The sequence below is a fragment of the Kluyvera sp. 1366 genome, assembly GCF_054823405.1.
Map to the genome: position 1 here is coordinate 69271 of NZ_JBTRDW010000010.1, position 25284 is coordinate 94554.

22 protein-coding genes are annotated in these 25284 nt (G+C 56.8%); 11 read left to right on the forward strand and 11 right to left on the reverse strand.

Annotation, left to right across the window (positions count from 1 at the left end):
* Positions 1 to 74: 74 nt before the first annotated feature.
* Genes hofQ through pilM form a run of 5 tightly spaced genes read right to left on the reverse strand, consistent with a single transcriptional unit; the run spans position 75 to position 3484 of the window.
* Positions 75 to 1334, reverse strand: coding sequence for a DNA uptake porin HofQ (hofQ, locus tag ACVLVH_RS20670; protein ID WP_192414842.1), 1260 nt, complete (start codon positions 1332 to 1334; stop codon positions 75 to 77).
* Positions 1279 to 1656: a HofP DNA utilization family protein gene (locus tag ACVLVH_RS20675; protein ID WP_192414840.1), complete on the reverse strand. Its 378-nt coding sequence runs from the start codon at positions 1654 to 1656 to the stop codon at positions 1279 to 1281. Before ACVLVH_RS20675 ends, hofQ begins: the two co-directional genes overlap by 56 nt.
* Complete coding sequence (locus tag ACVLVH_RS20680) at positions 1646 to 2140, reverse strand: HofO family protein (RefSeq protein ID WP_101762670.1); 495 nt, start codon at positions 2138 to 2140, stop codon at positions 1646 to 1648. The genes ACVLVH_RS20675 and ACVLVH_RS20680 overlap by 11 nt, the downstream gene beginning before the upstream one ends.
* A complete protein-coding gene (locus ACVLVH_RS20685) occupies positions 2133 to 2675 on the reverse strand; it encodes a PilN domain-containing protein (protein ID WP_192414838.1) in 543 nt (180 codons plus the stop codon). The genes ACVLVH_RS20680 and ACVLVH_RS20685 overlap by 8 nt, the downstream gene beginning before the upstream one ends.
* Positions 2675 to 3484, reverse strand: coding sequence for a pilus assembly protein PilM (gene pilM, locus ACVLVH_RS20690; protein WP_192414835.1), 810 nt, complete (start codon positions 3482 to 3484; stop codon positions 2675 to 2677). The genes ACVLVH_RS20685 and pilM overlap by 1 nt, the downstream gene beginning before the upstream one ends.
* A gap of 149 nt (positions 3485 to 3633) precedes the next feature.
* Here pilM and mrcA point away from each other — a divergent pair, with 149 nt between their 5' ends.
* A complete protein-coding gene (gene mrcA, locus ACVLVH_RS20695) occupies positions 3634 to 6174 on the forward strand; it encodes a peptidoglycan glycosyltransferase/peptidoglycan DD-transpeptidase MrcA (protein WP_101762673.1) in 2541 nt (846 codons plus the stop codon).
* A 51-nt stretch (positions 6175 to 6225) separates the two neighbouring features.
* Here the strand turns inward: mrcA and nudE are convergent, their stop codons facing one another.
* Positions 6226 to 6792 carry an ADP compounds hydrolase NudE gene (gene nudE, locus ACVLVH_RS20700; protein WP_192414833.1) on the reverse strand — a complete coding sequence of 189 codons (567 nt, stop codon included), beginning with the start codon at positions 6790 to 6792 and terminating at the stop codon, positions 6226 to 6228.
* Positions 6793 to 7189: 397 nt separating this feature from the next.
* Between nudE and ACVLVH_RS20705 the strand changes: the two genes are divergently transcribed.
* From ACVLVH_RS20705 to pckA, 5 genes are all read left to right on the forward strand, one after another.
* The gene (locus tag ACVLVH_RS20705; RefSeq protein ID WP_192414830.1) at positions 7190 to 9331 is read left to right on the forward strand and encodes an intracellular growth attenuator family protein; all 2142 of its coding nucleotides are present in this window, start codon (positions 7190 to 7192) and stop codon (positions 9329 to 9331) included.
* A gap of 53 nt (positions 9332 to 9384) precedes the next feature.
* Entirely contained in the window at positions 9385 to 10053 is a 669-nt protein-coding gene (yrfG, locus tag ACVLVH_RS20710) for a GMP/IMP nucleotidase (RefSeq protein ID WP_192414826.1), read from the forward strand.
* Positions 10054 to 10071: 18 nt separating this feature from the next.
* Positions 10072 to 10473, forward strand: a complete 402-nt coding sequence (gene hslR / locus ACVLVH_RS20715) for a ribosome-associated heat shock protein Hsp15 (protein WP_101762677.1) — start codon at positions 10072 to 10074, stop codon at positions 10471 to 10473.
* A gap of 24 nt (positions 10474 to 10497) precedes the next feature.
* Positions 10498 to 11370, forward strand: coding sequence for an Hsp33 family molecular chaperone HslO (hslO, locus tag ACVLVH_RS20720; RefSeq protein ID WP_192414824.1), 873 nt, complete (start codon positions 10498 to 10500; stop codon positions 11368 to 11370).
* Between the two features lie 273 nt (positions 11371 to 11643).
* Positions 11644 to 13263, forward strand: a complete 1620-nt coding sequence (pckA, locus tag ACVLVH_RS20725) for a phosphoenolpyruvate carboxykinase (ATP) (RefSeq protein WP_101762679.1) — start codon at positions 11644 to 11646, stop codon at positions 13261 to 13263.
* Positions 13264 to 13299: 36 nt separating this feature from the next.
* Here the strand turns inward: pckA and envZ are convergent, their stop codons facing one another.
* Together envZ and ompR are read right to left on the reverse strand one after the other, a co-directional pair.
* On the reverse strand, positions 13300 to 14664 hold the full coding sequence (envZ, locus tag ACVLVH_RS20730) for a two-component system sensor histidine kinase EnvZ (protein ID WP_101762680.1): 1365 nt from the start codon (positions 14662 to 14664) through the stop codon (positions 13300 to 13302).
* Entirely contained in the window at positions 14661 to 15380 is a 720-nt protein-coding gene (gene ompR / locus ACVLVH_RS20735) for an osmolarity response regulator transcription factor OmpR (protein WP_001157751.1), read from the reverse strand. The genes envZ and ompR overlap by 4 nt, the downstream gene beginning before the upstream one ends.
* 512 nt (positions 15381 to 15892) lie before the next feature.
* Between ompR and yjbE the strand changes: the two genes are divergently transcribed.
* A complete protein-coding gene (gene yjbE, locus ACVLVH_RS20740; RefSeq protein ID WP_101762681.1) occupies positions 15893 to 16135 on the forward strand; it encodes an exopolysaccharide production protein YjbE in 243 nt (80 codons plus the stop codon).
* A gap of 143 nt (positions 16136 to 16278) precedes the next feature.
* Here the strand turns inward: yjbE and greB are convergent, their stop codons facing one another.
* Complete coding sequence (greB, locus tag ACVLVH_RS20745; protein WP_101762682.1) at positions 16279 to 16767, reverse strand: transcription elongation factor GreB; 489 nt, start codon at positions 16765 to 16767, stop codon at positions 16279 to 16281.
* A gap of 192 nt (positions 16768 to 16959) precedes the next feature.
* Between greB and ACVLVH_RS20750 the strand changes: the two genes are divergently transcribed.
* Positions 16960 to 19287, forward strand: coding sequence for a Tex family protein (locus tag ACVLVH_RS20750; protein ID WP_110867721.1), 2328 nt, complete (start codon positions 16960 to 16962; stop codon positions 19285 to 19287).
* 114 nt (positions 19288 to 19401) lie between these two features.
* On the forward strand, positions 19402 to 21087 hold the full coding sequence (locus ACVLVH_RS20755) for an alpha-amylase family glycosyl hydrolase (protein ID WP_498950005.1): 1686 nt from the start codon (positions 19402 to 19404) through the stop codon (positions 21085 to 21087).
* Here the strand turns inward: ACVLVH_RS20755 and bioH are convergent.
* Positions 21071 to 21841: a pimeloyl-ACP methyl ester esterase BioH gene (bioH, locus tag ACVLVH_RS20760; RefSeq protein ID WP_498950006.1), complete on the reverse strand. Its 771-nt coding sequence runs from the start codon at positions 21839 to 21841 to the stop codon at positions 21071 to 21073. The two genes, ACVLVH_RS20755 and bioH, sit on opposite strands and share 17 nt — an antisense overlap.
* 35 nt (positions 21842 to 21876) lie before the next feature.
* Here bioH and gntX point away from each other — a divergent pair, with 35 nt between their 5' ends.
* Together gntX and nfuA are read left to right on the forward strand one after the other, a co-directional pair.
* Positions 21877 to 22554 (forward strand): DNA utilization protein GntX, encoded by a 678-nt coding sequence (gntX, locus tag ACVLVH_RS20765; RefSeq protein WP_101762685.1) that lies wholly within the window; start codon positions 21877 to 21879, stop codon positions 22552 to 22554.
* Between the two features lie 58 nt (positions 22555 to 22612).
* Entirely contained in the window at positions 22613 to 23188 is a 576-nt protein-coding gene (gene nfuA, locus ACVLVH_RS20770) for a Fe-S biogenesis protein NfuA (RefSeq protein WP_064741235.1), read from the forward strand.
* Between the two features lie 39 nt (positions 23189 to 23227).
* Here the strand turns inward: nfuA and malQ are convergent, their stop codons facing one another.
* A complete protein-coding gene (gene malQ, locus ACVLVH_RS20775) occupies positions 23228 to 25282 on the reverse strand; it encodes a 4-alpha-glucanotransferase (protein ID WP_498950007.1) in 2055 nt (684 codons plus the stop codon).
* Between the last annotated feature and the right edge of the window lie 2 nt (positions 25283 to 25284).

Below are 25284 nucleotides of genomic sequence, written 5' to 3' on the forward strand. Positions count from 1 at the left end.
AAAATCGCTAAACCTTGTAAGCTAATTCCAGCCCTGCGTCAACGCAGTTGGCCTCACAGAACGAATTTTCCGCTTTATCCGGCAGTAAGCGCTGCTTCCCTGACCAGTCTGGGAGTAATAAAGATCACCAGCTCCTTTTTCTTCTGCTCATCAGTTTGCTGACGGAACAAATTCCCTAATAAAGGCATATCGCCCAGCCAGGGCACGCGTTTTTCGCTCTGCGTACGCTGCTGCTGGAAAATGCCGCCCAGCGCTAAGGTTTCGCCATCGCGCAGCGTCACCTGAGTCTCGATCTCCTGCTTATCAATACTCAGCACCTGGTTGTCGCCAATGTTTACACTGCGCCCTGGCAAGTTCTGGCTCAGCCGCAGTTTGAGCTGGATGCGGCCATTTCCCAGCACCACCGGCGTCACTTCCATGCCTAAAACCGCTTCCTTAAATTCAATGGCGGTGGCACCGCTGTTGCCCGATTTCACCTCATAAGGGATTTCCGTGCCCTGTTTGATGCTGGCGGTTTGCTGATGCGAGGTAAACAAGCGCGGACTGGCGATGATTTCGATTTGGTTCTCCTGCTCCAGCGCACTCAGTTCCAGGTTGAGCAGTTCGCCGCTGACCTGGCCCAGCGTCACGCCCGCGCGAAACGCCGGATTACTCACCGCAAGAGGAATCTCGAGCAGCGGGTTGCGCAACGCCTGCGTTACCACTTCTGCCGGTGACGTGCCCCAGTTAACACCTAACTCGCGCAGATGCTCTTCATTGATGGTGACGATGTGTGCCGCGAGCTCAACCTGCTCGAGCGGCAAATCCAGCGCTTTTAACCAGCGCTCGGTGTCACGCAATGCCTCAGCCGTATCGCGTAGCAGCAAACTGTTGGTGCGGCTATCGACCGTGACGCTACCGCGCGGCGTCATCAACGAACGTTCGGCTTGCAGGCTGCGGTAAATATCGCTGGCGCTGGCGTAATGCAGCGTCACGGTTTGTTGTTCCAGCGGCGTTTGCTGCTTCTCCTCCTCACGCTCCACCTTTTCCTGTTGCGCCTGCTGCTGCTGCCAGCTTTCCGGATAGACCAGCAAAACGCCCTCTTCCTGCACCACGGTGAGTTTTGCCAGCTCCGTCACCAGCGCGAGCGCGCGATCCCAGCCGACATTGTCTAAGCGCAGCGACAGCCGACCTTCAACGCCCGGCGCAATCAGCAGGTTGGTCTGCTGATAATCTGCCAGCGCCTGCAAAATGCGTTCAACCGGCGCATCATCAAACGTCAGACTTAATCGGTCGTCGTTAGCGCGCAGCGGCATGCTCAGACACAGCAGCATCAGTAACGTCATCCATTTCATAAAAACCTCCTTTTATTACCCATGTGATTTGCTGTGGCGTGCAGCTTTGTGCTGCACTCAATACCAGCATGCGCGACGTAAGCTGCACGACTTGCCAGGGCGGCTGGGGAAAAGGCGCTTGATTATCCACCCGATGGCTTTTGCCTTGAGGTGACACCAGCCACGCCACGTAGTGCGGCGCCGTGCCAATAATGCCCTGCAAGCGCCAGCCTTCTGGCGCAGCAACCTGCGTCTGACACAGCGTTGCTGCCAGCGGCTGGAAAGGATCGCGCGCCAGTGCCAGCGAGCTGCAGAGTAACAACAGCAAGGCGCTACTCCGCATCGTCACTCTCCAGCCACAGTTGCGTGTTCAATACGCCTTGCTCGGCTTGCAGCTGAAAGCGTTGTGGCACCGGTAATCGGGTGCTGGCTAGTTCACTAAACAGCGGCAGAAATTGCGGCCAGGCAAGCCTTAATTGCAGCTGCTGCGGCTGGCTATCCGGATGCCAGGCTTCCAGCTGATTGCCGCGCGCTGCCACGATTCGCTCCAGCGTTTGCTGAGTGCCGGTATCCTTCGTGGGTTGCTGCAGCAGGCTAATCTCGCTCTGCAACACATCAATAGCCGGAAGTGAAGCCAGCTGTTGCAACCGCTGTTGCTGCTGTTGACGCATCTGTTCCAGCTGCCGCGCTTGCGCTTCACGCATCTGCTGCTGCGGACGAAGCAGCACGATCCACGTCAGCGCAAACAGCCCCAGCGATAACGTCAAAAGTCCCAGCATGCGCAGCGGCAGCGTGAGCATCAGCCAGCGCTGCAGGAGTTCATTCATCGGCTACCTCCTGCACGCGCGCATGCAAAGCAAAACGATAGTCGCCGCCCGCTTCGCGCTTCACACCGCCCTGCTTTACGCTGCTGAACAGCGGCTGAGTCATGAGCTGATGACGAAAATCACTGACAGCCGCCATGCTCTGCGCCCGCCCTTCCAACACCAGTTGCCCTTGCCGACGTTCGAGGCGATTGAGCCACAAGGTGTCTGGCATTAACTCCGGCAGTTGCTGCCAAAAATGCTGCCAGCGCTGATGCTGATCTTGCCGTTGCAGCTGTGCCTGCTGCGCCTGAAGAAGTGATTCACGCAGCTTCAACAGCGATTGCTGCTGTTCCAGCTGTTGCTGCAGTAAGCTGAGGAGAGAAGTGATATCCATCAGCGCGTCCGTTTGTTGCTGCCGTGCAATGACGCCGCGCCACCACAGCAATGAGAGGATCAGCAAGGTGCAGGCCAGCGTGAGCGACAGCAGCGAGAGACTCTGCTGGCGCCGCCGCTGCGATTGCTGGAGGCGCCAGGGAAGCAGGTTGACCGCCAGCATCAGATATCCTCCGGGCGCAGCGCCAGCCCAAGCGCGATGGCAAAAATACCTTCCTTTGCAGGCAACGGCGGTTGCAAATAGTGCAGCAGCGAAAACGGCTTGCAGCGTTTAACCTGCTCCTCAGGCAAAACCTGAGTTGAGGTGCAGAATACGCTTTCCATCTGCGGGAAGGTTTCGCGCAGCTGTGCGAGGGTGAGAGGTTCGGTGGCCGCGCCTGATGTAGTGCTTTCCCCCACCAGCGTCCATAGCCAATGATCGCTAAGCGGATGAATCAATAAGTGGTTGTGGCGTAACGGCAGGCGCATGGCGATCTGCGTCAGCGCCAGGCTACTCAGTTCGAATACGTCCGGTCGCAGACCTGCCTGCTTGAGCGGCGTCAGCCATTGCGTAATCACCTCGCGCCGTGCCGCGGTAACGTAAAGCGGTGCATCCTTGCCCGGTGAGCGATAATCCAGCGACAGCGAAGCGGGTTCGACGTGAAACAGACGCTGCGCAGAAGCCGCCACATAGCGCCCCAGCGCGGGTTCACGCAGCGAGGTTTCCGGCAGCGGCAAAGTGCGTTGCAATACCAACTGCGGCGGCAGGCCAACGCGCAGTGAATAGCGCTTCGGCAGATGGCGCTGCCAGCGCCCTAACATATCCAGTAACGCAGGCGTGGTTTGCAGCACGCCGTTTCTTAACGTATCTTGCGGCAGCGTTTGTTGCCACCAGTGTCGCAACTGCCAACCATGACGTCGGCGTTCGATGCCAAGGGCACACAGTTGTCCGTTTTGGATATCCAGTCCAATTTGCCAGCGCTGAAAAGCCATACGCGCGATCTCCTTATCATTAAAAGGTCAGAGTGCTGATACCCCGGCAACTTCAAGCCTGACAGGTATATGAATGCGTCAGGCTTGTCTTTATACTACCGCGCGGTTGCTTATAAACTGCTCAAACGACAACAGATGGGAATTCTCAGGTGAAGTTCGTAAAGTATTTATTGATCCTTGCAGTGTGTTGCATTTTGCTGGGAGCCGGCACGGTTTATGGTTTGTACAAATACATAGAGCCGCAGCTGCCTGATGTGAACACATTGAAAGATGTGCGCCTGCAAACGCCTATGCAGGTTTACAGCGCGGATGGCGATCTGATCGCCCAGTACGGCGAGAAGCGCCGTGTCCCGCTGACCCTACAACAGATGCCGCCTGAGTTAATCAAAGCGTTTATTGCCACCGAAGATAGCCGTTTCTACGAGCATCACGGTGTCGATCCGGTGGGGATTTTCCGTGCAGCCAGCATTGCGCTGATGTCCGGTCACGCCTCGCAGGGCGCCAGTACCATTACTCAACAGCTGGCGCGTAACTTCTTCCTCAGCCCGGAACGCACCTTGATGCGTAAGATCAAGGAAGCGTTCCTCGCGATCCGTATCGAACAGCTGCTGAGCAAAGATGAAATCCTTGAGCTCTATCTCAACAAGATTTATCTCGGCTATCGCGCGTACGGCGTGGGCGCGGCGGCGCAGGTCTACTTTGGTAAACCTATTGATCAACTGTCGCTGAGTGAAATGGCGATGATTGCTGGGTTGCCAAAAGCACCTTCGACGTTCAACCCGCTCTATTCTCATACGCGTGCGCTGGCGCGTCGTAATGTGGTGCTGGCGCGTATGCTGGATCAAAACTACATCACGCAGCAGCAATATAACGAAGCGCGTAACTCGCCGCTGACGGCCAGCTATCACGGCCCGGAAATCGCCTTCTCTGCACCTTACTTAAGTGAAATGGTGCGCCAGGAGATGGTGAAGCGTTATGGCGATAAAGCCTATGAAGATGGTTACAAGGTTTACACCACCGTCACCCGCCATCTGCAGGAAGCCGCGCAGCAGGCGGTGCGTAACAATGTGATGGCGTATGACATGCGCCACGGCTATCGCGGTCCAACCAATGTGCTGTGGAAAGTGGGCGAAGCGAGCTGGGATCAAACCCGCATCCAGAATGCGCTGAAAAATCTGCCAACTTACGGACCGCTGAATGCTGCGGTGATCACCAGCGCCAGCGCCGATCACGCCACGGCGATGCTGAAAGATGGCAGCAGCGTTACGCTGAATATGGCCGGCGTACGCTGGGCACGCGCTTACAAATCTGACACGCTGCAAGGCCCAACGCCGCGCAGCGTGACGCAGGTGCTGCAGACCGGCCAGCAGATTTGGGTGCGTAAAGTGAATGACGACTGGTGGCTCGGCCAGGTTCCGGCGGTGAACTCGGCGCTGGTATCACTCAATCCAGAAGATGGTGCGGTTCGCGCGCTGGTCGGCGGTTTCGACTTCAACCAGAGCATGTTCAACCGCGCAACCCAGGCGCTGCGTCAGGTGGGTTCCAACATCAAACCCTTCCTGTATACCGCAGCGATGGATCGCGGTTTAACGCTGGCATCGATTCTCAACGACGTGCCGATTTCGCGCTGGGATGCCGGTGCGGGTGCTGACTGGCGTCCGAAGAACTCACCGCCAACGTATGCAGGTCCAATCCGTTTGCGTCAGGGGTTAGGCGAGTCGAAAAACGTGGTGATGGTACGTGCGATGCGTGCGATGGGCGTTGATTACGCGGCGGAATATCTGCAGCGTTTCGGCTTCCCGGCGCAGAACATCGTGCATACCGAATCGTTAGCCTTAGGCGCGGCGTCCTTTACCCCAATGCAGGTGGTACGCGGCTACGCGGTGATGGCGAACGGCGGCTTCCTGATTGATCCGTACTTCATCGCGAAGATTGAGAATGAACAAGGCGGCGTGATCTTCGAAGAGAAACCGAAGATTGCCTGTCCGCAGTGCAACCTGCCGGTGATCTATGGCGATACCAAAAAGTCGGTCGCGTTGAATGAAGAGAGCGTCGAGAATGTCGCGACCTCCGATCAATCGCAGAACCAAACCGTGCCGCAACCGGAGCTGGAGCAAGTGCCTGCACAGCCGGGTGGCGAGCAGCAGTATGCTCCGCACGTGATCAACACGCCGCTGTCATTCCTGATCAAGAGCGCGCTGAACACCAACATCTTCGGCGAGCCGGGCTGGATGGGAACGGGCTGGCGTGCCGGTCGTGACCTGAAGCGTAACGATATCGGCGGCAAAACCGGTACCACCAACAGCTCGAAAGATGCGTGGTTCTCTGGTTATGGTCCGGGCGTGGTAACGTCGGTGTGGATTGGTTTCGATGATTCACGCGCGTTGGGTCGCTCCACCATGTCAGGCGCGATACCGGATCAAATCTCCGGTTACGAAGGCGGCGCGAAGAGTGCACAGCCAGCGTGGGATGACTATATGAAATCCGCGCTGGAAGGCGTGCCGGTACAGCCGCTAACACCGCCAGATGGCGTGGTTACCGTTAACATCGATCGCGGCACCGGCAAGTTGGCTAACGGCGGTAACTCGCGTCAGGAGTACTTCATCAACGGCACCCAGCCGACCGAGTATTCGGTGCATGATGTCGGCACCACCCTCATGGACAACGGCGAAAGCCACGAACTGTTCTGATCAAAAAAGCCGGCAAATGCGCCGGCTTTCTTTTTTTAATGATGATGCAATTTAGTAGCTTAAACGGCCCTGCTTCACCAGCCACTCACGCACCATAAACAGCGCGCTGACGTTACGCGCTTCGCGGAAGTCGGGTTCATCCAGCAGCGCCAGCAGATTATTCAGCGGCCAGCGATGGACAATTAGCGGCTCCGGCTCATCACCTTCCAGCTTCTCTTCGTACAAACCTTCCGCCACCACGATGTTCATCTTGCTGGAGAAATATGAGGGCGCCATGGTCAGCTTGCCCAGCGCTTCCAGTTTGGTGGCACCAAATCCTGCTTCTTCTTTCAGTTCACGATCGGCGGCTTCAAAGGCGCTTTCGCCAGGATCGATTAGCCCTTTAGGAAAACCCAGTTCATAGCTTTCCAGACCGACGGCGTACTCCTGGATCAGGATCACGTCATCGCCAATAATCGGCACAATCATCACCGCTTCACGGTCGGAAGGTTTCATCCGCTCATAAACGCGGCGCGCGCCATTGCTGAAAACGAGATCGACCGCTTCGATGGTGAACAGGCGGGAGCGGGCCACCGCTGCCACATTGAGGATGTCAGGTTTTTTCATTGGGGTTTTCATATCAGCCTCAAACTTAGCACAACCCTGTGAAACGTGATGACGCCAGCATACCGAAGCCAGAACTATTGTGCGACACGCAGCGTAAGTAAACTATGGTGACACACATTCACTTATGGCTGCTAACAACTTCTTGTTATCTATGCAGTTAAAAATTCACAATAAGTCAACGGCGCGGGGTTAAATTCAGAAAATACCGATATTTAGTTGAGTCATGTCTGGTTAACATCCCGTTAAGGAATGATCTAACAAACTATAATTAAATGATTTTGCGCGTTATTTTATCTGACTTTTCCCTTGTCAGAATGACATCTGCTCGCCAAAATTGACTTGTATTGATGGATTCACCGGGAGTAATTCGTTAACGTGAAGGCAGTTTTTTGGCTGGATTGAGCAAAGCATGAGCACTTATATTGTCATTCTGGCTGTCATGCTCGCCTGTTCCTTATTAGCAGGTATCGGCTATTGGTTCGCTATGCGGCATCGTCCGCCGTTGGCGAAACCACTGCCGTTTATCAGTCCGCCTAATCGCAAGCTCACCGACGAAGAACGCGCTGCCGTTGAAAAGTACATCGCGCTACTAGTGAAACAGCAGCAACACAGCAGCGCGCGATCCGCAAAGAAGCCGCGCGAACCTCAAGCGCTGACGCTCACCGCGCAAAGCAACAATGTTTATCCTGTCACCCGCTCCATCACCCGCTATGGCCTCTCCACCGACGATCCGCAGAAGTGGCGCTACTATCTCGATGAAGTCGAAGTTCATCTTCCGCCGCTTTGGGAACAGTACATAGCCGAAGAGAACCACGTAGAGCTGATCCGCACGCAAACGCTGCCGCTGGTGATTTCGCTTAACGGACATTCGCTGGTGAATTACGCGGTAGAACAACCGGCGCTGCCGCCACTGGTGCGTCCGATGTCCACTAACGCGTCGATTCGTAAAGAAGAGAGCGAGAATGTTGAGCTGCTGCAGGTACGCAAAGAGACCTCAGAAGAGTATCAGCTTTCTCGCGCCGACGGCACGCGTGAAGCGGTCGCCATCTGTTTCGCTTTCCTGCTGTTCTTCCTGAGTCTGGTGCTGCCCGGCAGCCTGATGGGCTGGATTGCGCTGCTCGGCTGCCTGATGATCGCCGTTAGCCTGTGGTTCCTCTATCGCTTCCCTGGCGCCAAAGGTTTGCGCGATGTGCATTGCCTGCGCGGTGCGCCCAAGCGCTGGGGCCTGTTTGGTGAATCCAATCAGGAGCAGAGCAACATCTCGCTGGGCATTATTGATTTAATCTATCCCGCGCACTGGCAGCCGTATGTAGCGCACGATTTAGGCCAAACCACCGACGTCGATATGTACCTCAATCGTCAGGTAGTGCGTCAGGGTCGCTTCCTGTCGCTCCAGGACGAAGTGCGTAACTTCCCGGTGCAGCGCTGGCGTAAAAATCTGGTGCTGGCGTGCGGCTCGCTGCTGGTGCTGGTCATGCTATTCACCTGGATTCCTCTCAGCATGCCGATCAAACTCAGCCTTGCGTGGGTGAAAGGCACCGAGAGCATTGAAGTGAATAGCGTGGATAAGCTGAATGCGCTGCCGCTGCACATCGGCGACATTTTGAAAGTGGGCGGCACCGGCATGTGTTCGGTACCGGGCAATTATCAAAGCAATCGTAGCTACGCCTACATGCCGTTCGACTGCTCGGCGATTTACTGGAATAACGCCGCGCCGCTGCCTCAGCCGCAATCGGAGATCATTGATAAAGCCTCGGCGCTGCTCGATACCACCACGCGCCAGCTGCATCCGGAAACCAATACCGATCCCAAACTCAATCCGCAGCTCGCCTCGGCGATTCAGAAATCGGGCATGATTCTGCTGGATGACTTCTCGGATTTGGTGCTGAAAACCCAGGATCTGTGCAGCCAGCAGCAGGATTGCGTACGCCTGAAAAATGCGCTGGTGAATCTCGGCAACGCCAAAGATTGGGATTCACTGATTCACCGTGCGGATTCTGGCAAGCTGAATGGCATGAACGTCCTGCTGCGTCCGGTGAGTGCCGAAGCGCTGGAAAATCTGGTGAACACCGCCACCTCCAGCTTCTTCGCGCGTGAAACGCGCCGTGCGGCTGAAAACCTTAATAGTCCACCGCCGGGTGGCTTCCTGATTGTCAGTGATGAAGGTCGTCAGATGGTGATGCAGCCGCAGCCGTCGGTACCGCTGTTCGATCTTGATGCGCCTTCGCAATGGCGCGAACTGCAACGCATGTCCGGCATGCTGCTGCATACGCCATTCGCCGCCAGCGGCATCATCACCAGTATCACCACCGATGCCAACGGCACACGCCATATCGCGCTGCATAACGAGCCGGATGCCATGACGCAATGGCGCTATTTGGGTACCACGCTGTTGATGCTGGTGCTGATTGCCAGCGCGGTGATCAACGGCTTGCTGGCGCTGCGTCGTATTCATCGCAATCGCCTGCGCATGGCGGAAATTCAGCAGTATTACGATAAGTGCTTCAACCACAATCTGAACACTATGCAGAGCGTGCGCTCGCTGTTCTGAGCCCTCTCCTTCTGTGCTACCCTGTCGCCCACTTTTTTGCGGCGAGAAAGACAATGCAGGTTACGCTTAACTGGTCAGAGATTGATACCGTGCTGCTGGATATGGACGGCACCTTGCTCGATCTCGCCTTTGATCGCCACTTCTGGCTGGAACACGTTCCGGAAACCCTGAGCCGCGAACGCGCCATCACGCTGGACGAAGCGCATCAGCTGATTGAGCAGAAATACCAGGCCGTGGTGCATACGCTAAACTGGTATTGTCTCGATTACTGGTCGCAGGAACTGGCGCTGGATATTCGCGCCATGACGTGGGAAAAGCGCCACCGCGCGGCAATGCGTGAAGATACGCTGCCGCTATTGCAGGCGCTGCGTGCCGCAGGTAAGCGCACGATTCTGTTGACCAATGCGCATCCTTACAATCTGGATGTGAAACTGGAGCAGACCGGATTAGCTGCCCACCTTGATTTATTACTTTCCACCCATACCTTTGGATATCCGAAAGAGGATCCGCGTCTCTGGCAAGCCGTTCAGCAACACACTGCGTTTGACAGCGCGCGCACGCTATTCATTGATGACAGCGAAGCGATTCTGGATGCAGCAACACGCTGGGGCATCCGCTGGTGCTTAGGCGTCAGCAATCCGGATTCCGGTCGGCCCGATCAATCTTTCCAGCGTCATCCGGCGGTACGCGATTATCGCCAATTGTGTGAGACGCTGCGTTAAAGCAGGAGCCGCAATACCATGAAAGAGAAAGTGAGCGAAGGCGTGCGCCTCGACAAATGGCTGTGGGCCGCGCGCTTCTACAAAACGCGTGCGCTGGCACGCGAAATGGTCGAAGGCGGCAAAGTGCATTACAACGGTCAGCGCAGCAAGCCGAGCAAACTGGTGGAGCTCAATGCTGAATTGACGCTGCGTCAGGGCAACGATGAGCGCACCGTGGTGATCACCGCCGTGACCGATCAGCGTCGTCCGGCCAGCGAAGCCCAGGCGCTGTATGCCGAAACCGCCGCCAGCATCGACAAGCGCGAGAAAACCGCGCTGGCACGCAAGATGAATGCCTTAACCATGCCGCACCCCGATCGCCGCCCGGATAAGAAAGAGCGCCGCGATCTGATGAAATTTAAATTGTCGGGTGATAAATAACGCGCCCCCAACGAGAGAAACACTATGTCTGCAAACGATCAACTGCACCGTTACCTGTTCGAAAACGTCGCCGTGCGCGGCGAGCTGGTCAATGTGAGCGAAACCTGGCGTGAAATCGTCGAAAATCACCACTACGTTGAGCCGGTAAAAACCTTGCTGGGCGAGCTGCTGGTAGCCACCAGCCTGCTAACGGCAACGCTGAAGTTTGACGGTGATATCACGGTGCAGTTACAGGGCGACGGTCCGCTGACGCTGGCGGTGATCAACGGTAACAACCGTCAGGAGTTGCGTGGCGTGGCGCGCGTGCAAGAAGACGCGGAGATCGCACCCGGCAGCAGCCTGAAAGAGATGGTCGGTAACGGCTATCTGGTGATCACCATTTCGCCAGAGAAAGGCGAGCGCTATCAGGGCGTGGTTGGCCTGGAAGCGGATACGCTGGCGGGTTGTCTGGAAGATTACTTCATGCGTTCTGAGCAGTTGCCAACGCGCCTGTTTATCCGCACCAGCGACAAAGGCGCAGCGGGTATTCTGCTGCAGGTGCTGCCAGCGCAAGAACCGAGCCTGGATGATTTCAATCACCTCGCCACGCTGACCGAAACCGTGAAGAGCGAAGAGCTGATTGAGCTGCCCGCCACCGACGTGCTGTGGCGCCTGTATCATCAGGAAGAAGCCACCGTGTTCGATCCGTCGCCAGTCAGCTTCAAGTGCACCTGTTCACGCGAGCGCTGCGGTGAAGTGCTGAGCACGTTGCCGGTTGAGGAAGTGGACGAAATCCTCGCAGAGGATGGCGAAATCGATATGAATTGCGACTATTGCGGATCGCATTACGTGTTCGATGCAGTGGATATTGCCGCCATTCGTAACGCGCCAACCAACAACAGCGATCACGTGCATTAATTACCTGCCGGGCGGTTCATCCGCCCGCATTCCTGCTGAACGTATCCCTATCATTTATCACGGTTATTAGCTAAATAACGCTGACTTTAGTTTCATAAGTGGCAGATTTCTCTACTTGTCACGTTCCAGCTCGCATTTCTGACTATCTTCTCTTTTCCGCTGTGCTCAGAAGAGTACACTGCGCGCGATCTGCCCTGCGTGGCTATGCAGGCAGGCGGCAGAATCACCCATAAAAAATATGCAGTAACAGATACCGATTAAAGGAGCAGTCACATGCGCGTTAACGGCCTGACATCGCAAGACCTCGCCTCTATGGGCATCAGTGGCACCACCGAAGTGGTGTACAACCCTGATTTCGACACCCTGTTTCAGGAAGAAACTCGCCCAGAGCTGGAAGGTTATGCGCGAGGCATTCTGACGCAGAGCGGTGCTATTGCCGTGGATACCGGCATCTTCACGGGTCGCTCGCCAAAAGATAAGTACATCGTTCGGGATGACACCACGCGCGACACGCTGTGGTGGAACGATGTCGGCAACGGCAAAAATGATAACCAGCCGCTGTCACAGGAAACCTGGCAGGCGTTGAAAGATCGCTGCACCCAGCAGCTTTCCGGCAAACGCCTGTTTGTGATTGATGCGTTCTGCGGTGCCAATCCTGACACGCGCCTCAGCGTGCGCTTCGTGATGGAAGTGGCCTGGCAGGCGCACTTCGTCAAAAACATGTTTATCCGCCCGAGCGAAGCCGAACTGGCTGACTTCAAACCGGATTTCGTGGTGATGAACGCCGCGCAGTGCACCAATCCAGACTGGCAGGCGCAAGGTCTGCACTCCGAGAACTTCGTCGCCTTCAACCTGACCGAGCGCATGCAGCTGATTGGCGGCACCTGGTACGGCGGCGAGATGAAGAAAGGCCTGTTCGCCATCATGAACTACCTACTGCCGCTGAAAGGCATCGCTTCAATGCACTGTTCGGCTAACGTCGGCAAAGCGGGCGATGTGGCGGTGTTCTTCGGCCTGTCCGGCACCGGTAAAACCACATTGTCCACCGATCCGGATCGCCAGCTGATTGGCGATGACGAACACGGCTGGGATGACGACGGCGTGTTCAACTTTGAAGGCGGCTGCTACGCCAAAACCATCAATCTGTCTGAGCAGGCGGAGCCGGAGATCTACCGGGCGATTCGCCGCAATGCGCTGCTGGAAAATGTGGTGGTGCGCGCCGATGGCAGCGTAGATTACGCCGACGGCAGCAAGACCGAGAACACCCGCGTCTCTTATCCGATCGAGCATATCGAGAACATCGTGCAGCCGGTGTCGAAAGCGGGCCATGCGAAGCGGGTGATTTTCCTTACCGCCGATGCCTTTGGCGTGCTGCCGCCGGTTTCACGCTTGACGCCGGAACAGACGCAATACCATTTCCTGTCTGGCTTTACCGCCAAACTGGCCGGCACCGAGCGCGGCGTCACGCAGCCAACGCCCACCTTCTCTGCCTGCTTTGGCGCGGCGTTCCTTACGCTGCACCCAACGCAATATTCCGACGTGCTGGTGAAGCGCATGGAAGCGGCAGGTGCGCAGGCGTATCTGGTGAATACCGGCTGGAACGGCAGCGGCAAGCGCATTTCGTTGAAAGACACGCGCGCCATCATCAATGCGATTCTGGCTGGGGAGTTGGATGAGGTTGAGACTGACACCTTGCCGGTGTTCAACCTGCAGATGCCTAAAGTTCTGCCGCAGGTGGATAGCGCGATTCTCGATCCGCGCCGCAGCTGGCCGACAGAAGCGGCCTGGCAGCAAGCCGCGCAGGATCTGGCGCAGCGCTTTATTACTAACTTTGAGAAATATACCGATAACGATGCGGGTAAAGCGCTAGTGCAGGCGGGTCCGCAGTTGTGATGTGAAAACCCGGTGGGCATAAATGCCCGCCGGGTATCACGCACTGTGATTGATACTCGCCACCGCCGTAGCGCTGCTGCCTTCCGGAATCGGCAACCAGGCACGAATCCGCAATCCGCCCCGGTCGCTGTCACCAATCTCCAGCGAGCCTTCATGCGCATCGATAATACGCTGCACAATCGCCAAACCGAGACCGGTGCCGCTGGTACTGCGCGCGCTGTCGCCGCGCACAAACGGCTGGAACAGATGCTGTAGCTGATCCGGCTTGATGCCCGGACCATCATCTTCCACCTGGAACCACGCGCGGTTCAGCTCCTTGCCGCTGCTGACCTTAATCCATCCATTACCATAACGCGCCGCGTTGACCACCAGATTCGCCAGCGCGCGCTTGATCGACAGCGGGTTGATATCCAGCATCAAATCCTCGGACATCACCGCGTTCTCAATCTCGCGCTCGTAGCCGCTCTCTGCCGCCACCACTTCGCCCAGCACGCTGTTGAGGTCGGCACGCTCTGTCTGCATCTCCTGACCGGTACGCAGATAGTCGATGAACTGCTCGATAATCGCGTTGCACTCTTCGATATCTTTGTTGATCGACTCGGCCAGATAACCATCCTGCTCGCCCATCATCTCAGTAGCGAGACGAATGCGCGTCAGCGGCGTACGCAAATCGTGGCTGACACCCGCCATTAACAAGGTACGATCGTCGGCCAACTGCTTCACACCTGCCGCCATTTGGTTAAACGCCCGCGTCACCGAACGCACTTCCGACGCGCCGTATTCACGCAGCGGCGGTGGAATGATGCCTTTACCGACCTGCAACGCCGCATGCTCCAGATCCACCAGGGGTCGGTTCTGGATGCGGATAAACAGCCAGGCGCCGCCAATCGCCAGCAGCATAATCGCCAGCGTGTAGCGGAACAGCGGTGAGAAGTCGCCCTGATGGATTTCGGTGAGCGGCACGCGCACCCAGATATCCGGCGACAGCCAGGTTTTCAGCCACACCACCGGCGAGTTTTTATTCACCTCGACACGGACATCGGTGGGACCGCCCAGCTGCTGGCCCATCTGCTCACTGAGGAATTCGTAATGTTGCGCCCAGCGCAAACCGCTCTCTTCCGCCGCCGCGTTGGTATACAACGAGATGCCCAGCTCACGATAAATTTCGCGTCGGAAGGCCGGTGGCACTTCCAACTGCGTTCCGTCTTCCAGCTGCAGCCGATCGGTCATCAACATACGCACTTCGTACGCGAGGACCTTATTGAACTGCTGCAAACTGGGAAGAATGGCGAAATTGAGCACCACCAAATAGGTTGTTACCAGGCTGACGAACAGCAAGGTAACAATCAATAACAAGGTGCGGGCAAACGAACTGCGAGGTGAGAAGCGCAATCGCCTCATGCTTTGCTGCCGTCCGGAACGAATACGTAGCCAAGACCCCAAACGGTCTGAATGTAGCGTGGATGCGCCGGATCTTCTTCCACCATGCGGCGCAGACGCGAAATCTGCACGTCGATGGAGCGTTCCATGGCGCTGTATTCACGGCCACGCGCCAGGTTCATCAGCTTATCGCGTGACAGCGGCTCACGCGGGTGGCTCACCAGCGCTTTCAGCACAGCAAACTCACCGCTGGTCAGCGGCATTGGCTCATCTTCACGGAACATCTCGCGGGTGCCGAGGTTCAGCTTGAACTTACCGAAGGCGATAACCGCTTCTTCCTGCGAAGGCGCGCCCGGCAACTCATTGGCCTGACGACGCAATACGGCACGAATACGCGCCAGCAGTTCGCGCGGGTTAAACGGTTTTGGAATGTAGTCATCCGCACCGATTTCCAGACCGACGATACGATCCACTTCTTCGCCTTTCGCGGTGACCATGATGATCGGCATAGGGTTGCTTTGACTGCGTAAACGGCGGCAGATAGACAAACCATCTTCGCCCGGCAGCATCAAGTCGAGCACCATCAAGTGGAAGGATTCGCGGGTTAACAGTCGGTCCATTTGCTCGGCGTTGGCAACGCTACGCACCTGAAAGCCCTGCTCGGTGAGATAGCGCTCCAGCAACGCACGCAAACGCATATCATCATCGACGACCAGAATTTTGTAGTTCTCTTGCATGTTCAACTCCCAAAGGCGCCATTGCCTGAGCCAATATTGTTAAAAAAAGAGGCCTCAGTGTGACAGTCATTAATGGTTTATATTCTAGCCGAAATTGTTACAAAGCATATTAAACAGCAGCTTATATTTATTTTTGACCCTGAAATGCGCTTCGCTTCGCGTTTTTTATCTGTGCTTTCAAGCCGCTTAGCGCTTATCTGAAAATTTGGCGCATTTTCTTTCTGTTACTGGTTCATGACAAAAAATCCCGCCGCCAGAGAGGCGTTCAGGGCGATTTGACTTAAGGTGATGGTGAAGAATAGGCCTGAGTTGGAGTGATGGCAGCATAAAATAGGGCATTTCTCTTGCGGAATGCGCATCTGTTTTCGGAACAATTCCCGAGCGATGAAAAACAAGGCCAGTGTTAAATTAATTCCTACAAATCAATCAGTAATCTCCTCTTTCCTCGCTTCTCTCGATCTCCGACACTGGATTCGTACCTGTTGTTATTGAGTTCATGTGGAGAGAGAAAAATGAAAAAAACGGTAATTCTGCTGGGCGCACTGGTACTGACCAGCTTCACTCAGGTTCAGGCGGCCACCAGCGCGGGCGAAGCGGCTGGCGCGCAGGCATCCACGACGGCGAAGGGTAACTCTGACGCGATCGGTGTTGGCGCGGTAGGCGCGCTGCTCGGCGTGGCGCTGGCGACCATGGGCGGCGGCGACAAAGGTGGCAGCGGTACCTCAACCACCACCGCGACCCAGGCCGGTAAATAACGCATCACGGCCATTCAGTTCACCTCTGCTATCCAGTACCGCATTACGTCGCGGCGCGATTAATCGCGCAGTCAATTGCGCCGCGACGATGTGTGCGTTTTGCGAAAGAGTGTTGAGTACTACACTAACGGCGATTACCCGTTTCAGGGCGTCTCTTTGACATAGTCGATGCTGTTGACGAACCACAGCTTCTGCCCTTCCGGCGTGTTGACCACCACTTCGTCATCCACTTCTTTCTTGATCAGCGCGCGCGCCATCGGCGAGTCGATCGAGATGTACTCTTTCATCGTCTCGCCATAAATTTCATCCGGGCCAACAATGCGGAAACGCTTCACATCGCCCTGCTCATTCTCCACTTGCACCCAGGCACCGAAAAACACTTTGCCCTCCTGCTGCGGCGCGTAATCGACGATTTTCAGATCGGCGAGGCATTTGCGCAGATAGCGCACCCGGCGATCGATCTGGCGCAGCAGACGCTTGTTGTAGGTGTAATCGGCGTTTTCCGAACGATCGCCGAGGCTGGCAGCCCAGGAGACGATTTTGGTGACTTCCGGACGCTTTTCGTTCCACAAATGGTCGTGTTCGGCACGCAGCTTGTTATAGCCTTCGCGGGTAATCAGTTGGGTTTTCATGACTTCAACTCGTGGTGACGGCGGTTCTTCGCAGCAAAGAGGCTAACAATAAGCGACCGATTGACCATCAGCAAGATTGCGCGCGCTGCATTCAGAAAAAGACGGATTCACAGGCCACCGGCTGGCAATTTTCGGCCTCATTCCGTATAACTGTCCGCTATTTCCAACCCTGTGTAAGCATTGTTAATGATGATGAAAGATTCACTGAGCCAGATTATCGCAGGTGAGCTGAAGGCACGCGCCGACCAGGTTGATGCTGCCGTTCGCTTACTTGATGAAGGGAACACCGTGCCGTTTATCGCACGTTATCGTAAGGAAGTGACCGGCGGACTCGACGACACTCAGCTGCGTTTGCTGGAGAGCCGTCTGAGTTACCTGCGCGAGCTGGACGATCGTCGCCAGTCGATTCTGAAATCCATCGACGAACAGGGCAAACTCACGCCTGAACTCGCCACCGCCATCAACAGCACGCTGAACAAAACCGAGCTGGAAGACCTTTACCTGCCGTACAAACAGAAGCGTCGCACGCGCGGACAGATCGCTATTGAAGCCGGTCTGGAACCGCTGGCCGATACGCTGTGGCAGGACCCATCGCAGGATCCCGAGCAGCTGGCCGCCAGCTACGTTGATGCCGACAAAGGTGTCGCCGACGTGCGCGCTGCGCTGGATGGCGCGCGCTACATCCTGATGGAGCGCTTTGCCGAAGACGCGACGCTGCTGGCGAAAGTGCGTGAATATCTGTGGAAGAACGCGCATGTGGTTTCGCGCGTGGTGGAAGGTAAAGAGGAAGAAGGCGCGAAATTCCGCGACTACTTCGATCATCACGAAGCGCTGAGCGGCGTACCGTCGCACCGTGCGCTGGCGATGTTCCGCGGCCGCAATGAAGGCGTGCTGCAGCTGTCGCTGAATGCCGATCCGCAGTTCGACGAAGCCCCGCGTGAAAGCTATGGCGAAACGCTGATCGCCGAACACCTCAAGCTGCGCCTGAATAACGCGCCAGCGGATAGCTGGCGTAAAGCGGTGGTGAGCTGGACCTGGCGCATCAAAGTGCTGCTGCACCTCGAAACTGAATTGATGGGCACCCTTCGTGAACGCGCCGAAGATGAAGCCATCAACGTATTTGCCCGTAACCTGCACGATCTGCTGATGGCCGCGCCTGCGGGCATGCGCGCCACCATGGGCCTCGATCCAGGCTTACGTACCGGCGTGAAAGTTGCGGTGGTAGATGCCACCGGCAAGCTGGTCGCCACTGATACCATTTATCCGCACACCGGCCAGGCGGCGAAAGCGGCCACGGCTGTGGCGGCGCTGTGCGCCAAACATCAGGTTGAACTGGTGGCGATTGGTAACGGTACCGCCTCGCGCGAAACCGAGCGCTTCTTCCTCGACGTGCAGAAGCAGTTCCCGCAAATCAACGCGCAGAAAGTGATCGTCAGCGAAGCCGGTGCATCGGTCTATTCGGCCTCTGAGCTGGCGGCGCTGGAGTTCCCGGATCTCGACGTTTCCATCCGTGGCGCGGTTTCCATCGCGCGTCGCCTGCAGGACCCGCTCGCCGAGCTAGTGAAGATCGATCCGAAATCGATCGGCGTAGGCCAATATCAGCACGACGTCAGCCAAAGCCAGCTGGCGAAGAAGCTGGATGCGGTAGTGGAAGACTGCGTAAACGCCGTCGGTGTCGATCTCAACACCGCGTCTGTGGCGCTGCTGACCCGCGTGGCCGGTTTAACCCGCATGATGGCGCAGAATATTGTTAGCTGGCGCGATGAAAATGGCCGCTTCCAGAACCGTCAGCAGCTGCTGAAAGTGAGCCGCCTCGGGCCGAAAGCCTTTGAGCAGTGCGCGGGCTTCCTGCGCATCAACCACGGCGATAACCCGCTGGATGCCTCAACCGTGCACCCGGAAGCCTATCCGCTGGTCGAGCGCATTCTGGCCGCCACCGAGCAGGCGCTGAATGAGCTGATGGGCAATGCTGGCGGTCTGCGCGATCTGAATGCCCGCGACTTTACCGATGAGCGCTTCGGCTTGCCCACGGTCACAGACATCATCAAAGAGCTGGAAAAACCGGGCCGCGATCCACGTCCGGAGTTTAAAACCGCGCAATTTGCTGAAGGCGTGGAAACGCTCAACGATCTGCTGCCGGGCATGGTGCTGGAAGGCGCCGTCACCAACGTCACCAACTTCGGTGCTTTCGTCGATATCGGCGTGCATCAGGATGGTTTGGTGCACATCTCTTCCCTTTCCGACAAGTTCGTTGAAGATCCTCATCAGGTGGTGAAAGCCGGCGATATCGTCAAAGTGAAGGTGATGGAAGTGGATATGCAGCGTAAGCGTATTGCGCTCACCATGCGTCTGGACGAGCAGCCCGGTGAAAGTAATGCCCGCGGCAGCAACCGCAGCGCAGGCAAAGAAAACGCCCGCCCGGCGGCCAATAACAAAGGTCGCGGCAAACCTGCCAGCTCGTCTGCCGGCAACAGCGCGATGGGCGATGCGCTCGCCGCGGCATTCGGTAAAAAACGCTAAGTTCCTGCCGTAAATAACGCGCGGAGAAACCCTCGTCTCCGCGCGTATCAGCTTGATAAATCTCCTCATCCAACTACGCTGAAAAAATAACCTTCCGCGTGGCCCAGCGATCCAATGGATATTATCAACGCCTTAATCGATGAGATTTATCACGGCAGCTTTCCGGTCGCGGCGCGTGAACGCCTGCTTTCACACATTCGTGCCGCGCGCGATACGGTAAAACTGCCGCGCAAGGCGCATTGGGATGAGAAAGATGTGGTGCTGATTACCTATGCCGATCAATTCCGCGAACCTGAACAGCCAACCCTTGCCAGCTTCTCGCGTTTTTATCAGCAGCATCTGCAATCCACTTTCAGTCTGGTGCATCTGTTGCCGTTTTTTCCCTACTCTTCCGACGATGGCTTCTCGGTTATCGACTATCACCAGGTCAATCCGATTTGCGGCGACTGGCAGCACATCAGCGCGCTGCACAGCGAAACGCGGCTGATGTTTGATTTTGTCTGCAACCACATGTCGGCGCACAGCCGCTGGTTTCAACACTTTCTGGCGCAGGATCCGGGTTGGGATGATTTCTTTATCAGCATGCCGCCGGCGACCGATCTCAGCGCGGTGACGCGTCCACGCACCTCGCCGCTGCTCACACCGTTTGCGATGGCCGACGGCGAGACGCGCTATATCTGGACCACCTTCAGCGCCGACCAGATCGACCTCAACTTTGGCAATCCGGAAGTGCTGATTCGCATGGTCGATGTGCTGCTCGACTACCTGAACAAAGGCGCGGATTATGTGCGGCTCGACGCGGTGGGCTACATGTGGAAAACGCCGGGCACCAACTGCATTCACCTGCCGAAAACGCATCAGTTGGTGAAGCTGTTTCGCGCCATCGCCAATGAAGTGGCGCCCGGTACGGTGATCGTCACCGAAACCAACGTGCCGCACAAAGACAACATCAGCTATTTCGGTAACGGCAAAGATGAAGCGCAAATGGTGTATCAGTTTTCGCTGCCGCCGCTGGTGCTGCACGCCATTCATTCCGGATCGGCGCGTGCGCTGCGTCAATGGGCCAGCACGCTGGATTTAGGCGGCGGCACGACCACTTTCTTTAACTTTCTCGCCTCGCACGACGGCATTGGACTCAATCCGGCGCGCGGCATTTTGTCGGAAGTGGAGATTGTGGCGCTGGTGCGTGATTTAGCACTGGAAGGCGCGCTGGTCTCCTACAAGAACAATGCCGATGGCACCACCAGCCCTTACGAAATCAATGTCACCTATTTCGATGCGCTCAATCAGCAGGACGATGACGATGACACGCGTTTGCGCCGCTTCCTGCTGGCGCACGCGATTCTGCTGTCGTTTCCTGGCGTACCGGCGATCTACATTCAAAGTATTCTTGGCTCGCGCAACGATAATGAAGGCGTGCGCGCCGCCGGTCACAACCGTGCCATCAACCGGGAGAAGTACAGCCTGCGTGAAATGGAACAGTGGATCAGCGGCGGCAATCCGCTGCGCCAACAGGTGTATGAACGCCTGAGCGCGCTGATTCAATTGCGCACACGGCAACCCGCGTTTCATCCCGATAACCCGATGACGCTGCTGGAAAGCGAAAATAGCCTGCTGGTGTTGCGTCGCCATCAGCCGGATAGCGATGAGGGTTTGCTGTGTGTGTTTAATCTCAGCCATCATGAGGTGACGACACAGTTACCGCTGGCGCGGCATATGCAGGATGTGATTAGCGGGGAGAAGCTGGATGGCAGCCAGCCCTTAACGCTGGCTGCGTGGCAGTTTATGTGGCTGCGGTAAACGTCATGATCAGCTGCGTAAATTCATCGGGGTGAGAAATGAAAGGCGCATGCGCGGCTTTCTCCACCACCACCGAGGATGAAGCTGGCCAGCGTGAATCCAGTTCTTCTGCGACACGACGCGGCACCAGCCCATCGAGATAGCCGTAAATGCGCAGAAACGGCAGCGGCAGATCGTCGAGCGCGGCACGCAAATCGTCCTGACGCAGAATCTCTAATCCCCCTTCCAGCACCGCAACCGACGGCATCGGCTGCGATAACACCACCTCTTTCAACTGACGCGCATCCTGTCGCGCGTTCTCCGTGCCCATGGTTTGCAGTGCCAGAAAGCGCTCCACGGTGCGCTGGAAATCCGTGCTCAACTGCTGCTGAAAATTTTGCAGCGTTTCGGGCTTGATGCCGGGCCATTGATCACGCGCGGTAAAACACGGCGATGAGGCAACAGTGATCAGCGCTGCAACGCGCTCCGGCTGGGTTAACGCCAGCTGGCTGGCCACCAATCCACCCAGCGACCAGCCGAGCAGCACCGCGCGGTCGGGTAACTGCGGCAACAGCTGTTGCGCCATTTCCGCTAAGGTCAGCGGCGCAAAACCCTGGCTGCGGCCGAAGCCCGGCAGATCCACCAGATGCAGGCGAAAATGCGAGCTGAGTCGCGGAACGATGTTTTGCCACACTTCGGCGTTCAAACCCCAGCCGTGCAGCAGCACAAGATCGCGATCGCCCGTGCCTGTGGTGTGCCAGTAAAGCGAACTCATCGGTTACACTCCGGAAAAGTGATAAGGAGGTCGCTATGCTACCAATCCCGGCCCTGTGTTGGCTATGCCGCCTGCCGTTGCAGATTGCCAGCCACGGTTTGTGCAGCCGCTGCGTGCAGCAAATTCCGCGGCTACCGGCACTCTGTCCCTGCTGCGGTTTACCGGCCAGTGGAATGCAGCCCTGCGGGCGCTGCCTGCGCCGCCCGCCGCCGTGGCAGAGCCTGAGCTGCGTCAGCGATTACCTGCCGCCGCTGAGCGATTGGGTGCAGCAGCTGAAGTTTTCTCGCGTAACCGCACTCAGAGTGATGCTGGCGCGGCTGATTTTGTTAAAATTGTTAACAATGCGTCGTGATTACCGGCTGCCGCGTGTAGATTTGGTGCTGAGCGTACCGCTGCATCGTCGGCGCGCCTGGCAACGCGGCTACAATCAGGCGGCGCTGCTAGCAAAACCGCTGGCTCGCTGGCTGGGCTGTGAATATCGCGAAGCGGTAAAGCGGGTGCGACAGGGCGCAGTTCAGCATTCATTGAGCGCCAGCGCGCGCAAAAAGAACCTGCGCGGCGCGTTTCGCCTTGAAATGCCGGTGCGCGGACGCCATATCCTGCTTATCGACGATGTTGTGACGACCGGAAGTACCGTGGCGGAAATTAGCCGCATCCTGCTGGCGCAAGGCGCGGCCAGCGTACACATTGGTTGCCTGTGCCGTACCTTGTAGAGCGTCGGTGTTGGGCGTATTATAACCAAGTAATTTAGTCAACTATTGAGCAATCGCCATGATCGTTATTACTGATGCTGCGCAAGAGCACTTCTCAAAATTGCTGTCCAAACAAGAAGATGGCACTCAGATTCGCGTATTCGTCATTAATCCGGGTACGCCAACCGCAGAATGCGGTGTTTCTTACTGCCCACCCGATGCAGTAGAAGCGACTGATACCGAATTTAAGTTCGAAAAACTGTCAGCCTTTGTTGATGAGCTGAGCGCACCGTACCTCGATGACGCGGAGATCGACTTTGTTACCGACAACCTCGGTTCGCAGCTGACGCTGAAAGCGCCTAACGCCAAAATGCGGAAAGTCTCTGACGATGCGCCAATGGTGGAACGCGTGGAATATCTGCTGCAAGCGCAGATTAACCCGCAGCTGGCTGGCCACGGCGGTCGCGTATCGCTGATGGAAATCACCGATGACGGCATCGCCATTCTGCAATTCGGCGGCGGCTGTAATGGTTGTTCGATGATCGACGTCACGCTGAAAGATGGCATCGAGAAAGAGCTGCTGGCAGCCTTCCCTGAGCTGAAAGGCGTGCGCGATTTGACCGAGCACCAGCGCGGCGAGCACTCGTACTACTGATTAAGCACGCGGCAGCGACCCGACGCTGCCGCGCGTTCTTCAACGCTTCCTGCGCCCGGTATTTACCGCATTCAATAAGCCCGGCACGTTTCCTCTAAACATCTTTTCGATTGTGACGCTTAACTTGCGCCGCCAGTTTGGATATTCATCTACCGTACCCGGCACGTTGACCGGTGAAGTCATAGCAAGCCAGTCTTCAGGTTGCAGCCCCAGCAATGCGCTGTTAGTGCGCGCCAGATAGCGGTGGAAGCCGCGATTGAGCATCGGTGTGAAGGACAATCGGCTGGCAACGGTACCGTGGCGCGCAGGCAACGTATTCATCTGATGCAGCGCATCCAATAGCGCCTGTTTTTGTTTATCCCTTTGCCTTAGCAATGACATGTATACGCTCTCCTGGTACAAGCCCAGTTTGTGACCCAGAAAAAGATCCTCATATCTCCAGAATCCCGCCAACGTCGGCAAATCATGGGTACTGGCGCTGGCAATCGACTGCACGGGATACTCTTGCGGCTGACGATAGCGGCCATCGCCGTGCTGCTCGAAGAACAACACTTTCCACGAGAAAATGCCGCTTTTGCGCAGCAGGCTGACGATCTCTTTTGGCACCGTGCCGAGATCTTCGCCAATGACCATGCAGCGATGGCGCTGACTCTCCAGCGCCAGGATCGCTAGCAGATCCTCAACCGGATAGGCCACGTAAGCGCCTTTATCCGCGCTTTCGCCGTAGGGAATCCACCACAAGCGCAGCAGCGCCATCACGTGATCGATACGCAAAGCGCCGCAGTCACGCATATTGGCGCGCAGCAAGTCGATAAAAGGCTGATAGCCGCGCGCGCGCATCACATGTGGATCGAGCGGCGGCAAACACCAGTTTTGCCCCTGTGGACCGAGGCGATCCGGCGGCGCACCGACGGAAGCGCCGAGTTTATACAGTTCCGGATCCTGCCAGGTTTCCGCGCTGCCTTGCGCCACGCCGACCGCTAAGTCGCGATATAATCCCACTTCCATGCCAAGCTGCTGGCTAATTTGACAGCAGATGGCAAACTGCTCTTGCGCCACCCACTGCAACCAACTCCAGAACTGAATCTCCTCTTCGTGTTCCGCACACCATTGCTGCACCTCCGGCAGCAAAGCGTTGCGCCAGCCTTCCGGCCAGTTGGTCCAACCCCATTCATCAGGATGCTGCTGGCTGCGTTCGGCGAGAATGCCATCAAACGCCGCCTGATAACGCAGATGGTCGCCGCCCTCAACGATAAATTGCTGAAATCCGGCATCTTCAGCGGCGCGCGGCTGAAAGCGCTGCCAGGCAAAGCGCAGCGCGGCCAATTTCAGTTTGGCCACCGTGCTGTAATCGACAAACTCAGCCGCGCGCGCCTGATCCAGCGCTTTGCGTGTTTTCGCCCTTTGCCACCAACGCTGCGCTGCCTCGCTACGCTGAAAATCCTCCAGCCGATTAACGTCGATATACAGCACGTTGAGCCAGCGACGCGAGGTTGGGCTGTAAGGACTGGCATGTTCTGGCTGTGCAGGATAAAGCGCATGCAAAGGATTAAGGCCAACGAAGTCACCGCCATTATTGGCAACGTTCTCCAGCATTTGCGCCAAATCGCCGAAGTCACCGATGCCCCAATTGTCATCCGATCGCAGCGTGTAAAGCTGTACTAACGCGCCCCACAGTTTCTCTCCTTGCTCGACTGATGCCGGGATAAAACAGCGGCGTGGCGCAATGATGATGCGCGTTTGCCACTGCTGGCGACCTTTGCGCAGCGTGAGCTGGTGATAACCCTGTGACAGACGCGGCGGCAGTGTGAGCGGTTCTCCGCCCTGCACTTCGCCGCTGAAGCTTTTGCCCTGTTCGGTTTGTAGCTGCCAGGAAAAGGTGCCGCTGCCTTGTGGCGTCAGTTGGCGCTTGCTGCGAGCGGCAAATACCTGCACCGGCGGCAGTGGTGGCGCTTTACCGGTTGGCGTTTCCATGACTGCCAGCAACGCGCGTTTGGTCTCATCGCTGATGGTTTCCGGCTCGCCGTGCGCATTGATAAAGCGCAGCGAAATGCCGGCATCCTGTGTCGCCTGGTCCAGCTTGTTGAGCGTCATCG

Coding starts and splice junctions, on each gene's coding strand:
- hofQ (WP_192414842.1), bottom strand. CDS start 1,334: ATGAAATGGATGACGTTACTGATGCTGCTGTGTCTGAGCATGCCGCTG.
- ACVLVH_RS20675 (WP_192414840.1), bottom strand. CDS start 1,656: ATGCGGAGTAGCGCCTTGCTGTTGTTACTCTGCAGCTCGCTGGCACTG.
- ACVLVH_RS20680 (WP_101762670.1), bottom strand. CDS start 2,140: ATGAATGAACTCCTGCAGCGCTGGCTGATGCTCACGCTGCCGCTGCGC.
- ACVLVH_RS20685 (WP_192414838.1), bottom strand. CDS start 2,675: ATGCTGGCGGTCAACCTGCTTCCCTGGCGCCTCCAGCAATCGCAGCGG.
- pilM (WP_192414835.1), bottom strand. CDS start 3,484: ATGGCTTTTCAGCGCTGGCAAATTGGACTGGATATCCAAAACGGACAA.
- nudE (WP_192414833.1), bottom strand. CDS start 6,792: ATGAAAACCCCAATGAAAAAACCTGACATCCTCAATGTGGCAGCGGTG.
- ACVLVH_RS20705 (WP_192414830.1), top strand. CDS start 7,190: ATGAGCACTTATATTGTCATTCTGGCTGTCATGCTCGCCTGTTCCTTA.
- yrfG (WP_192414826.1), top strand. CDS start 9,385: ATGCAGGTTACGCTTAACTGGTCAGAGATTGATACCGTGCTGCTGGAT.
- hslR (WP_101762677.1), top strand. CDS start 10,072: ATGAAAGAGAAAGTGAGCGAAGGCGTGCGCCTCGACAAATGGCTGTGG.
- hslO (WP_192414824.1), top strand. CDS start 10,498: ATGTCTGCAAACGATCAACTGCACCGTTACCTGTTCGAAAACGTCGCC.
- pckA (WP_101762679.1), top strand. CDS start 11,644: ATGCGCGTTAACGGCCTGACATCGCAAGACCTCGCCTCTATGGGCATC.
- envZ (WP_101762680.1), bottom strand. CDS start 14,664: ATGAGGCGATTGCGCTTCTCACCTCGCAGTTCGTTTGCCCGCACCTTG.
- ompR (WP_001157751.1), bottom strand. CDS start 15,380: ATGCAAGAGAACTACAAAATTCTGGTCGTCGATGATGATATGCGTTTG.
- yjbE (WP_101762681.1), top strand. CDS start 15,893: ATGAAAAAAACGGTAATTCTGCTGGGCGCACTGGTACTGACCAGCTTC.
- greB (WP_101762682.1), bottom strand. CDS start 16,767: ATGAAAACCCAACTGATTACCCGCGAAGGCTATAACAAGCTGCGTGCC.
- ACVLVH_RS20750 (WP_110867721.1), top strand. CDS start 16,960: ATGAAAGATTCACTGAGCCAGATTATCGCAGGTGAGCTGAAGGCACGC.
- ACVLVH_RS20755 (WP_498950005.1), top strand. CDS start 19,402: ATGGATATTATCAACGCCTTAATCGATGAGATTTATCACGGCAGCTTT.
- bioH (WP_498950006.1), bottom strand. CDS start 21,841: ATGAGTTCGCTTTACTGGCACACCACAGGCACGGGCGATCGCGATCTT.
- gntX (WP_101762685.1), top strand. CDS start 21,877: ATGCTACCAATCCCGGCCCTGTGTTGGCTATGCCGCCTGCCGTTGCAG.
- nfuA (WP_064741235.1), top strand. CDS start 22,613: ATGATCGTTATTACTGATGCTGCGCAAGAGCACTTCTCAAAATTGCTG.
- malQ (WP_498950007.1), bottom strand. CDS start 25,282: ATGACGCTCAACAAGCTGGACCAGGCGACACAGGATGCCGGCATTTCG.